General features: G+C 63.0%; 8 protein-coding genes. 6 read left to right on the top strand and 2 right to left on the bottom strand.

From position 1 onward, the window contains the following. Positions 1-11: 11 nt before the first annotated feature. Positions 12-917: a TauD/TfdA dioxygenase family protein gene (locus ACIPZ5_RS04545; RefSeq protein ID WP_400806951.1), complete on the top strand. Its 906-nt coding sequence runs from the start codon at positions 12-14 to the stop codon at positions 915-917. 118 nt (positions 918-1,035) lie between these two features. On the opposite strand, the gene ACIPZ5_RS04540 is transcribed toward ACIPZ5_RS04545, so the two are convergent. After that, entirely contained in the window at positions 1,036-1,950 is a 915-nt protein-coding gene (locus tag ACIPZ5_RS04540; RefSeq protein ID WP_261941963.1) for a LysR family transcriptional regulator, read from the bottom strand. Between the two features lie 193 nt (positions 1,951-2,143). Between ACIPZ5_RS04540 and ACIPZ5_RS04535 the strand changes: the two genes are divergently transcribed. The 5 genes from ACIPZ5_RS04535 (at position 2,144) to ACIPZ5_RS04515 (ending at position 10,956) form a co-directional block, all read left to right on the top strand. After that, positions 2,144-4,480 carry a TonB-dependent receptor gene (locus ACIPZ5_RS04535; protein WP_400806948.1) on the top strand — a complete coding sequence of 779 codons (2,337 nt, stop codon included), beginning with the start codon at positions 2,144-2,146 and terminating at the stop codon, positions 4,478-4,480. A 17-nt stretch (positions 4,481-4,497) separates the two neighbouring features. Beyond that, positions 4,498-6,174, top strand: a complete 1,677-nt coding sequence (locus ACIPZ5_RS04530) for an aryl-sulfate sulfotransferase (protein WP_400806945.1) — start codon at positions 4,498-4,500, stop codon at positions 6,172-6,174. 479 nt (positions 6,175-6,653) lie between these two features. Beyond that, positions 6,654-8,096, top strand: a complete 1,443-nt coding sequence (gabD, locus tag ACIPZ5_RS04525; protein WP_261941960.1) for an NADP-dependent succinate-semialdehyde dehydrogenase — start codon at positions 6,654-6,656, stop codon at positions 8,094-8,096. Positions 8,097-8,278: 182 nt separating this feature from the next. Continuing rightward, positions 8,279-9,556 carry a 4-aminobutyrate--2-oxoglutarate transaminase gene (gene gabT, locus ACIPZ5_RS04520; protein WP_400806943.1) on the top strand — a complete coding sequence of 426 codons (1,278 nt, stop codon included), beginning with the start codon at positions 8,279-8,281 and terminating at the stop codon, positions 9,554-9,556. 137 nt (positions 9,557-9,693) lie between these two features. Further along, positions 9,694-10,956 carry a response regulator gene (locus tag ACIPZ5_RS04515; protein ID WP_343594388.1) on the top strand — a complete coding sequence of 421 codons (1,263 nt, stop codon included), beginning with the start codon at positions 9,694-9,696 and terminating at the stop codon, positions 10,954-10,956. Positions 10,957-11,084: 128 nt separating this feature from the next. On the opposite strand, the gene ACIPZ5_RS04510 is transcribed toward ACIPZ5_RS04515, so the two are convergent. Further along, on the bottom strand, positions 11,085-12,071 hold the full coding sequence (locus tag ACIPZ5_RS04510; protein WP_343594387.1) for a sensor domain-containing diguanylate cyclase: 987 nt from the start codon (positions 12,069-12,071) through the stop codon (positions 11,085-11,087). Positions 12,072-12,191: the final 120 nt, after the last annotated feature.

Below are 12,191 nucleotides of genomic sequence, written 5' to 3'. Positions count from 1 at the left end.
GGACCACGACCATGAGCAATGCCGCACTGGCCTCCGCGCCACACGCCCTCGAACTCGATATCCATCCGGTTGCCGGCCGTATCGGTGCCGAAATCCGTGGGGTGAAGCTGTCCGCCGACCTGGATGCCGCCACCGTTGACGCCATCCAGGCCGCCCTGGTGAAACACAAGGTGATCTTCTTCCGTGGCCAGACCCACCTGGACGACCGGGGTCAGGAAGGCTTTGCCAAGCTGCTCGGCGAACCGGTCGCCCACCCCACCGTGCCTGTGGTGGACGGCACCAGCTACCTGCTGCAGCTGGACGGCGCCGAAGGCCAGCGGGCCAACTCCTGGCACACCGATGTGACCTTCGTCGATGCCTACCCCAAAGCCTCGATCCTGCGCAGCGTGGTGGCGCCGGCTTCCGGTGGCGATACCGTGTGGGCCAACACGGCGGCGGCCTACCTGGAACTGCCCGAGCCGCTGCGCGAGCTGGCCGACAAGCTGTGGGCGGTGCACAGCAATGAATACGATTATGCGAGCATCAAGCCCGATGTCGACCCGGCGAAGCTTGAGCTTTATCGCAAGGTGTTCACTTCGACCGTGTACGAGACCGAGCATCCGGTAGTAAGGGTGCACCCGATCAGTGGCGAGCGGGTGTTGCAGCTGGGGCATTTCGTGAAGCGCATCAAAGGCTATTCGCTGGCCGATTCGCAGCACCTGTTCGCGGTGCTGCAGGGGCATGTGACGCGGCTGGAAAACACCGTGCGCTGGCGTTGGGAGGCGGGGGATGTGGCGATCTGGGATAACCGCGCCACGCAGCATTATGCGGTGGATGACTACGGTACCCAGCCGCGGGTGGTGCGTCGGGTGACCTTGGCCGGTGAAGTGCCGGTTGGGGTGGATGGGCAATTGAGCCGGACTATCCACAAGGCTTGAGCTCTGTAGGGTACTTCTGTGGGAGCGGGCTTGCCCGCGAAGCAGGCACTGCGGTGGATGGCACCGGCTCTGCCGGTGTTCGCGGGCAAGCCCGCTCCCACAGGGGCCTTTTGGCCCCTCAGATCTCGGTATCGCAGGCAATCAGCTGCCTGACCAACCCCTGCGCCAACGGCGACAAGCCATACCCCACCCGGCTCACCACTCCATAGCGGGTATAGAACGCCTCTTCCTGCTCCGGTGCCAGGTCCACCAGTTTCAATGCAACCAGTCCCCGCTCCATCTGGTAAGGCCGCAAGTTGGCATTGCAGGCGATGCCGATGGTGTCCGAATGCATCACCACGTTCAGCAATGCATAGCCATGCTCGCACTCCACCGTCGGCAGAAAGTCCTGGCGCCCGCTGAGGTCGCTGAGGATCTTGCGGATGTTCGGCGGGCGGAAAGTGGTCGCCAGCGGGTAGTCGAACACATCCCGTGCACGTACCTCGGCCTGCTCGGTCAACGGATGCCCGGCCCGGCAGCAGAAGTGCCAGCGCTGGGGCGCCAGCTTGTGCACGCGGTAGTCCGGGTCGGACTCGAACTGGCGTGTGTCGGCAACGAAGAACTCGATCTCCTCGGCGATCAGCTTGCGGTTCAGCGCCTGCCAGTTATCCACCTGGAAGCAGGTGCGTGCCGCCGGGTACTCAGCGACGAAGCGTGCCACCGCCCGTGGCACCAGGCCGCCGGCGGGTGCCGGGCCGGAGCCGAAGCGCACCACGCCGGTGGTGGCGCCATTGAACTGATGGATCTCGTTGACCAGGTTATGCGCGCCATGCACCAGGCGCCGCGAGTGCTCCAGCACCAGCAACCCCTGGCGGGTGGGGGAGAGTTCCTTGCTGGCGCGGTCGACCAGGCGGCAGCCGATGTTGTGCTCCAGGGTCTGGATGCTACGGCTGAAGGCCGATTGCGACAGGTTCACCGCAGCCGCCGCGGCGACGAAGCTGCGGTGCTCGACAAGGGCGATGAAGTGGCGGAGCTGGCGGAGGTCGATATGCATTTTCTACATGAAAACTTTCGGTCGAATGCAATTGCTGACAAGGGTTAGCCACCTTATAAAGGGTGTTACTTATTCCACAAAATATGATTTACAAATATTTATATCTCTTAAAAGAATATAAGCCCAACTGACCGCGATTCGGTTCCGCCAACGGAAATGCTCGCCCAGGGCCCATGCCTCAAGGAGCATCTGCATGTCCGGACTTTCCCGTTGGCCTGCGCGCGCGTCGCGTTTCACCTTGCAACCCTTGGCCGCCGGCGTGTTGCTGGCGGCATCCAACGGTAGCTTTGCCGAAGAACCCGTCAGCGTTACCCCGGCTGTGGAACAGGAAGCCAAGCTCGGCACGGTCACGGTCAATGCCCGCCGCCGCGAAGAAACCGCGCAGAGCGTGCCCACGCCGATCAGCGTGCTCAGCAGCGAAACCCTGGAAACCCAGCGCATCTACCGTGTGCAGGATCTGCAACAGCTGGTGCCAAGCACCAACGTCGCCTATGTGCATGCACGGCAGTCGAGCATCTCGATTCGGGGCCTGGGCAACAACCCGGCCAGCGACGGCCTGGAAGGCAGCGTCGGCATCTATCTGGACAACGTCTACCTTGGCCGCCCAGGCATGGCTGTGTTCGACCTGCTCGACGTCGAGCAGCTGGAAGTGCTGCGCGGCCCGCAGGGCACGCTGTTCGGCAAGAACACCACGGCAGGCGTGCTGAACATCACCTCGCGAAAACCGACCTTCCAGCCGGAAGGGAGCATCCAGCAATCGGTTGGCGAGGATGGCTACCTGCAGACCCAGGGCAGCTACTCCGGGCCGATCACCGAGACGCTGGCTGGGCGCATCAGTGCCTATCACACCGAGGACGACGGCTATGTGAAGAACATCCACAACGGCGACGAGCTCAACGGCGGCAAGCGCCAGGGCTTTCGTACCCAGTTGCTGTTCAAGCCGAGCGAAACCTTCAACCTGCGCTGGATCGGCGAATACAACGAGGAAGACTCCAACAACGGCATCCTCAGCCTGTACAGCACCGGACCGACCATCAACGGCGTCAACCGCTACGAGAGCCTGGCCGCCCAGGCGGGCGCGACGCTGGTGTCAGGCAAGGACCGCAAGGTCAACTTCGATGCCGACCAGCAGGTGACGGTGTTCCAGGGCGGGACCTCGGTGGAGGCCAACTGGACCCTGCCCAATGACTTCACCCTGACTTCGATCAGCGCCTATCGCTGGTGGGACTTCACCCCGCGCAACGACGACGGCCTCAATGTGCCGGTGTTCTACAGCGCCGGGGTGTCAGTGCGCGACAAGCAATACTCCCAGGAAATCCGCCTGGCTTCGCCTACCGGTGGCTTCTTCGACTATGTGCTCGGCGCTTACTACTTCAAGCAGGACCTGGACAACAAGTCCTTCACCTATTACGGCCCCCAGGCCGACATCTGGAACATCACCCCGGCGGGCGCCCTGGCCAACGTCAATACCATCGGCAACGGCCATATCGATACCGACAGCTACGCGCTGTTCGCCCAAGGCACCTGGCACCTCACCGACCGCCTGGACTTCACCGCCGGCATCCGTGGCACCTACGAGGAAAAGAGCGCCTGGGTCACCCGCGATGCGCCAACCGGTGGTGCTGCCGTGACCGGTGCCGCCGCCGCTGCGCGCCAGGGCCGGGTAGGGGCGTACGATTCGGGTGACCTCAACCAGTACAGCTTCAGCCCCTCCGGTCTGCTTGGCCTGAGCTACCGCTTCAACGAGCAACTGTTGGGTTATGCCACCCTCACCCATGGTGAGAAATCCGGTGGTATCAACCTTACGGTTGGCGCCGCGCCACGCTTGGGTACCGACTCGCTGCTGGTCGGTACCGAGCGGGTCAACAACGCCGAACTGGGCCTGAAAAGCTCGCTGTTCGACGACCGCCTGCAGCTCAATACCAACCTGTTCTGGGCCCAGGTGCACGGTTATCAGGCCAACGTCTATGACCAGATCAACCGCGTGCAGTACCTGGCCAACGCTGGCAGCGTGCGCTCACGCGGTCTGGAGTTCGAAGCCACGGCGCTGCCGATCCGCGGCTTGACGGTCAACTTCAATGGTTCGTGGAACGACGTGCGCTACACCGAGTACAAGGATGCTCCTTGCCCGCCTGAGGTGAGCCTGGCCAATGCCACCGCCACCTGCGACCTGTCCGGCCACCAGGTGGTGGGCGCCTCCAAGTACATCGCCAACCTCAACGGCGAATACAAGTGGCAGGCCAGCCAGCACGTCGAGCCCTACGTCACCGCCAGCTACGCGTTCCGCTCAAGAGCAGTGGGCACCATCGACGATTCCGACTTCGGCCAGATCCCCAGCTACGCGCTGGTCAACCTCTCCGCCGGTGTGCGCCTGGACCAGGGCGACGGCGTGGTCGACCTGTCGCTGTGGGTGAAGAACGCCGGCGACAAGACCTATTTCACCAGCCTGTGGAACTCCGCCAACGGTGGATATGCCGGCGTGCTCGGTACCCCGCGCACCTTCGGCGCCACCGCCCGTTACGACTTCTGAGCACAAGGAGCTTTGCCATGAATGCCAAGACCGAAACCCCCGCACTGCCTGAAGGCGCCTGCCTCACTGCCAAGGTCCCCGAGCGCAACGAGGCGCTGCTCGGCGATGTGGTGGTCAACCCGTACCGCCTGGCACCGCTGACCGCGATCATCCGCGACGGTGGGCGCAGCCTGAGTGCCGCCCATGTGCGGGTGCGCGGCAAGGGCGAGCGCGGTGTGGACATTACCTACGAGGTGTCCGAGCGTTCGCTGTGGACCTATGGCGGCATCCCGGTATTCGGCCTGTACCCGGATCACGTCAACCAGGTGGAAGTGACCTACAAGCTCGATGGCGAGCGCATCCGTGAGCAGTACCAGATCTATGCCCCGGCCGTGCGCCTGCCGGTGGTGGCGAAACAGACTGCGGCACTGCCGCATGTAGAACCGGTCAAGGTGGCGCCAGGCTTCGAGCAGCGCCTGTACCTGTTCAACCACCTGCAAGGTGACATCCCCGGTGCTCGCGCCTTCAAGTGGAATGGCCTGGGCGGCGCTGCCGAGTGGGACCAGGTCGGCAACAACTGGATCGCCGACAGCAACGGCGATGTGCGCTGGTACCTGGACATCGAGCAGATCCATGATTCCAACCGCCGTGATGGCCTGGGCGGGACCATGGGCTTCCAGCAGACCCGCGACGGCAAACTGATCTGGGGCCAGGGCCAGACCTACTCCAAGTACGACCTGCTCGGCCGGCGCATCTGGCAGCGCAACCTGCCGGACAAGTTCGCCGACTTCTCCCACGAGATCCGCGAAACCAGCAACGGCACCTACCTGCTGCGAGTCGGCACTAGCGATTACCGTCGCCCGGATGGCAAGCGGGTGCGCTCGATCCGTGACCACATCATCGAGGTCAGCGAAGCAGGCGACGTGCTGGACTTCTGGGACCTGAACCAGATTCTCGATCCCTATCGTGGCGACTTGCTGGAAACCCTGGGCAAGGCGGCCATCCAGCTGCCCGAAGGTGTGCAAAAACAGGATGACCGGCTGGCCAATGAACTGGCTGAAGGCAACCTGCCGTTCGGCGACACCCCGGGCGTGGGCACGGGGCGTAACTGGGCGCACGTCAATGCTATCGACTACGATGCCGATGACGACAGCATTATCGTTTCAGCTCGGCATCAGGGGGTGGTGAAGATCGGTCGCGACAAGCAGGTGAAATGGATTCTCGCTTCCCCACAAGGCTGGCCGCAGCACCTGCGCGAGAAAGTGCTGACCCCCGTCCAGAGTGAAGGCTTCGACTGGTCATGGACCCAGCACACCGCCTGGCTCACCGGCAAGGGCACATTGACGGTGTTCGACAACGGCTGGGGCCGCGACTTTGCGCCAACCAAGCTCAGCGGAAACTACAGCCGGGCGGTCGAGTACAAGATCGATGAAGCCAAGGGCACGGTGGAGCAGGTCTGGGAGTACGGCAAGGAGCGTGGCGACGAGTGGTACAGCCCGGTGACCTCGGTGGTCGCCTACCGGCCGGAGACCGACACGCAGTTCATCTATTCGGCTTCGGTGAATTTCCTCACACCGGAGAAGCTGACCACCACGGTGCTCAATGAGGTGCGTCGTGGCACCCAGGAGGTATTGGTGGAACTCAAGGTCCACAGCCGCCAGCCGGGCTCGGTTGGCTACCGGGCCCTGGTGATCGACCTGGCCAAGGCCTTCTGAGCTTGATGGGCCTGACGTAGATTGTGTGTTGACGCGTAAATCGAGCGCCGCCCGCGCGGCGCATCGCGGATAAATCCGCTCCTACATTTGTTGCAACGTGCCGAACCTGTTACGCCATGGTTGCCAGCCTTGGCGCATGTCTTGAGTCGTGCAAACTGGCTGACAACCATGGCCTCACAGGCATGGCCACGTTGCAACAAATGTAGGAGCGGATTTATCCGCGATGCGCCGCGCGGGCGGCGCTCGGTCTCGCAGGCGCTGAAAAATGCAACGCCAGGCCGCCGCCTTTCACATTTCCCTCCCCCAGATCGTCTAACCTCTGTCGGCATTTCCAGACGGGCTGTTCAACCATTCGTTCTTTTTTTCGAACAGCCTATTGTCCAACACCCCAGCAGCCGCTTAGCATTCGTTTGAGATTTCAAACGCTCGATGCCCTGCCTTGGGCGCTTTTCAAACAATCAACAATTCGGGAAGCCGACATGCAGCTCAAAGACGCTCAGTTGTTCCGCCAGCAAGCCTTCATCAACGGTGAGTGGCTGGATGCGGACAGCGGCCAGACCATCAATGTGACCAACCCGGCCACTGGTGAAGTCATCGGTACCGTGCCGAAGATGGGCACCGCGGAAACCCGCCGCGCCATCGAAGCTGCCGACAAGGCCCTGCCGGCCTGGCGCGCACTGACCGCCAAGGAGCGTTCGAACAAGCTGCGTCGCTGGTTCGAACTGATGATCGAGAACCAGGACGACCTGGCTCGCCTGATGACCACCGAACAAGGCAAGCCGCTGGCTGAAGCCAAGGGCGAAATCGCCTACGCCGCCTCGTTCATCGAGTGGTTCGCCGAAGAAGCCAAGCGCGTCTACGGTGACACCATCCCAGGCCACCAGCCAGACAAGCGCCTGATCGTCATCAAGCAGCCAATCGGCGTTACCGCGGCCATCACCCCGTGGAACTTCCCGGCCGCGATGATCACCCGTAAAGCCGGCCCGGCCCTGGCCGCTGGCTGCACCATGGTGCTCAAGCCAGCTTCGCAGACCCCTTACTCCGCCCTGGCCCTGGTCGAGCTGGCCACCCGCGCCGGCATCCCGGCTGGTGTGCTTAGCGTCGTTACCGGCAGCGCTGGCGAAGTCGGCGGCGAGCTGACCGGCAACTCCCTGGTACGCAAGCTGTCCTTCACCGGCTCGACCGAAATCGGTCGCCAGCTGATGGAAGAATGCGCCAAGGACATCAAGAAGGTTTCCCTGGAGCTGGGTGGCAACGCCCCGTTCATCGTGTTCGACGACGCCGACCTGGACAAGGCGGTCGAGGGCGCGATCATCTCCAAGTACCGCAACAACGGCCAGACCTGCGTCTGCGCCAACCGTATCTACGTGCAGGACGGCGTCTACGACGCGTTCGCCCAGAAGCTGGCCGCTGCAGTCGCCAAGCTGAAGATCGGTAACGGCCTGGAAGAAGGCACCACCACTGGCCCGCTGATCGATGGCAAGGCTGTCGCCAAGGTTCAGGAACACATCGACGATGCCGTTGGCAAAGGCGCCAAGGTGCTGTCCGGTGGCAAGGTCATCGAAGGCAACTTCTTCGAGCCGACCATTCTGGTCGACGTGCCGAAAACCGCTGCTGTGGCCAAGGAAGAGACCTTCGGCCCACTGGCGCCGCTGTTCCGCTTCAAAGACGAAGCCGAAGTCATCGCCATGTCCAACGACACCGAATTCGGCCTGGCCTCGTACTTCTACGCCCGTGACATGAGCCGTGTGTTCCGTGTTGCCGAGGCCCTGGAATACGGCATGGTGGGTATCAACACCGGCCTGATCTCCAACGAAGTCGCGCCATTCGGCGGCATCAAGGCTTCTGGCCTGGGCCGCGAAGGCTCCAAGTACGGTATCGAGGACTACCTCGAAATCAAATACCTGTGCATCAGCGTCTGATCGCCGGGTAAACGGTTTTACCTCTGCCAGCGGGGCGCGAGAGCGACGTCTCGCTGGCCTTTTTGACATCGCAGTACCTGGTGGCCAGGGCGTTCACGGCAGTCGATCAACGAATACTGTTCGCGAGCACACCCAGCCACCCCCGAATAAAAGCGCCGCTGATCGGCGCAAATGAGGGCACTATGAGCAAGACCAACGAATCCTTGATGCAACGTCGTGTAGCCGCCGTCCCACGTGGCGTCGGCCAAATTCACCCGATCTTCGTCGAATCGGCGAAGAACTCGACGGTGATCGACGTTGAAGGCCGCGAACTGATCGACTTCGCCGGCGGCATCGCAGTACTGAACACTGGCCACCTGCACCCGAAAGTGGTTGCAGCTGTGCAAGAGCAGCTGACCAAAGTCAGCCACACCTGCTTCCAGGTGCTGGCCTACGAGCCTTACGTCGAGCTGTGCGAAAAGATCAACAAGCTGGTCCCAGGTGACTTCGCCAAGAAGACCCTGCTGGTTTCCACCGGCTCCGAAGCGGTTGAAAACGCCGTCAAGATCGCCCGCGCCGCCACTGGCCGCGCTGGCGTGATCGCCTTCACCGGCGGTTACCACGGCCGTACCATGATGACCCTGGGCCTGACCGGCAAGGTCGTGCCGTACTCCGCTGGCATGGGCCTGATGCCAGGCGGCATCTTCCGCGCCCTGTTCCCGAGCGAACTGCACGGTGTGAGCGTTGACGACGCCATCGCTTCGGTCGAGCGCATCTTCAAGAACGACGCCGAGCCGCGCGACATCGCCGCGATCATCCTCGAGCCGGTACAAGGCGAAGGCGGCTTCTTGCCAGCGCCGAAAGAGCTGATGAAGCGCCTGCGCGAGCTGTGCGACAAGCACGGCATCCTGTTGATCGCCGACGAAGTGCAGACCGGCGCTGGCCGTACTGGCACCTTCTTCGCCATGGAACAGATGGGCGTTGCGCCTGACCTGACCACCTTCGCCAAGTCCATCGCTGGCGGCTTCCCGCTGGCCGGTGTGTGCGGCAAGGCCGAGATCATGGACGCCATCGCTCCGGGCGGCCTGGGCGGTACCTACGCCGGTTCGCCGATTGCCTGCGCTGCGGCCCTGGCCGTTATCCAGGTGTTCGAGGAAGAGAAACTGCTGGATCGCAGCAAGGCTGTCGGTGAGCGCCTGACCACTGGCCTGCGCGAAATCCAGAAGAAGCACCCGATCATCGGCGACGTCCGTGGTCTGGGCTCGATGATCGCTGTGGAAGTCTTCGAAAAAGGCACCCACACCCCTAACGCTGCTGCCGTTGCCCAGGTTGTGGCCAAGGCGCGCGACAAGGGTCTGATCCTGCTGTCCTGCGGCACCTACGGCAACGTCCTGCGTATCCTGGTTCCGCTGACCGCCGAAGACACGCTGCTGGACAAAGGTCTGGCTATCATCGAAGAGTGCTTCGCTGAACTCGCCTGATGTGACGCGCTTCTAAAAAAAACCCGCTTCGGCGGGTTTTTTTTGTGCCCAGAAAAGCCGCGTGACGCTATGGTTGTGGGAGGATTCGCCTTGGAAGCTGCGAAGGACTGTGTGTCAGGGATATTCAGGAGTTGGCCATGAGTGCTGCAGACCCCACGCCGCCGTGTGTATTGATTGCCGAAGGCGACCCCTGGGTACGCGAAATGTTGAGCGAAATGTTGCTCAGCGTGCGTTGTGACGCCCGCTTGCAGGTCTGTGCCGACGGCACTGAAGCGCTCACGGCGCTAGCCAGCAAGCCCGACCTGATCATCGCTGCCCGCGAACTGGCTGGCTTCGATGGCCTCGACCTGCTGCGCAAGGTTCGCACCAAGGGCCCGGGGCTGCCGTTCATTCTCATGAGCAACCGCAGCGATAGCGCCAGCGTGCGCGAAGCGTTGCCGCTGCACCCCACGGCATACCTGAGCAAGCCGCTGAATCTGGAGAAGCTGCGCAAGAGCCTGGAAGAGCTGCTGCTGGCCGTGGGCGAGCAGATCGCCTGCCCGGTGCCGCCGTTGCAGCCTGGCGCCAACCTGCCGGCCTACCTCGAACAACGCCGCGCCACCGCCGATGGCGGTCCGCTGTTCGCCGACGTGCAGGTGGCGATCAAGCGCGCACTCAACCCACAGGGCCTGAACCTCAAGGTGCTGGAAGAGGAAGTGCGCGACGACCCGCAGATCACGGCGGTGCTCATCGCCGCTGCCAACAGTGCCAGCCTGCACCGTGACGCACCGGTGCAGACGCTGATGCAGGCGCTGAACAAGCTCGGCAGCACCCAGAGCATGAACCTGATCCTCGGCCTCACCCTCAAGCGCAGTGCGCGCCTGAGCGACCCGCTGCTGACGCAACATGCCACGCATTACTGGAACCTGTCGCTGCATACGGCCGAATACGCCCGCTCGCTGGCACGCATGCTCGAGCTGGATCAGGAGCGCTGCTACTGCGCCGGCCTGCTGCATTGCCTGGGCGACCTGGCGGTGTTGCGCTGCCTGCAGGAGTGGCGCCTGGCTGGCGGTGAACTCGATGAGGACCGGGTGCAGCTGTCGCTCAACGAGTTCGGCGCGGCATTCGGCTCGGCGTTGCGTACCCGCTGGCGTTTGCCGCTGAGCCTGCGCGAGCTGATCGCGGCGATCTACCAGCTGGGGGGCGGGGTTTATTCGCGGGAGATCCTGGCCTTGAATCTGGCCGGGCAACTGGCGCGCTTGCCGGCGGATCAGGGGTTGGAGAAAGTGGCTGGCAGCAAGACTGCGCGCTTGTTGAAGGTTGGGCTGCCTGAGCTCAGCCGGTTGCGCAAGGTGGAGAACCCTGAGGTGAAACCGCAGGGTGAGGAACCACCTGCTCCTGAAGAGCCAGCTTCGACTTGAGAGGCCGCTTTGCAGCCCTTCGCGGGCGAGCCCGCTCCCGCAGGGATGGTAGAACTCTAGAACTCTAGAAGGCGGCGCCGTACTTGTGGGAGCGGGCTTGCCCGCGAAGGGCTGCGCAGCAGCCCCAATCAGCCTCGCACTATCTGGTTCTTGCCCTGCCGCTTGGCCCGGTACATCGCCGCATCGGCACGGGCAAACAAGCTGTCCAGGGACTCGTCTTCATCCGTCAGCACGGTCAGCCCCTGGCTCACCGTAACACTGTACGTCTCATCGCCATGGCTGAAGCCCTGCCGCTGAATCTCCCGCTGCAGGCGTTCGGCAATCTGCTCGGCCACTTGTGCATTGCAGCCCGGGAATACTGCCGCGAACTCCTCGCCACCGATACGCCCGAACAGGTCGCCGCGGCGTAATACGGCCTTGCCGCTGTCGGCGATGCGTTGCAGCACCTGGTCGCCTTCCTGGTGCCCGTAGCTGTCGTTGATGCGCTTGAAGTCGTCGATGTCCAGCAGCAGGAAGGCCAGCGGCGTGCCGTCTTCACGGGCACTGTCGAAGGCCTGCTGGGCACATTCGAAGAAGTGCCGGCGGTTGCTGCTCTGAGTCAGCACGTCGGTGGTGGCCAGACGCTGCAGCTCGCCTTCGAGCTGCTTCTTTTCAGTGATGTCTTCGGCGATGCCGACGATGATCACCCGGTCGCCGTCGCTCTGCTGGTTGATGTAGCACTTGTCGCTGAGCCAGCGCACTTGGCCGCTGGCGTTGAGAATGCGGTATTCGCGGTCTTCTACCGCACCCTTGAGCAACACCTGGGCCAGGCTGCGTTCGGCGAATTCCAGATCGTCGGGGTAGATGCTGTCGCGCCATTCGTTGTAGTCGGCCAGCACCAGGCTGGCCGAGCGACCGAAGATGCGTTCGTAGGCGGGGCTGACGTAGAGCACCTGGCGAGTCTCCCAGTCAAAGGCCCAGAGCACGGCGTTGACGCTGTCGAGCAGCGAGCTGTAGAGCTGTTCGCGTTCACTCAGGCGAGCGACCTCGCCCTGGGCGTGGAGCAGGGCTAGCAAGGTTTGAGCGGCTGCGGGAGGCGGGGTACCTGACAACGACGAAGGAGGGTTCTTGGCCATGAGCACGGAGCAGTTCTCATTGATGAGGCGCGCGGCCACGAACCGGCCCGCCACGCGTGCGATATGGCGGGTTTGAGTGGATTTTCAGGGGGGAAGTTCCAGCAGGCACGCCCCGTTGCA

The organism is Pseudomonas sp. NPDC089428 (assembly GCF_044749325.1).
Classification (GTDB): Bacteria; Pseudomonadota; Gammaproteobacteria; order Pseudomonadales; family Pseudomonadaceae; genus Aquipseudomonas.
Note: the sequence above shows the minus strand (reverse complement) of the source record. Positions and strands in the feature narration are given on the sequence as shown.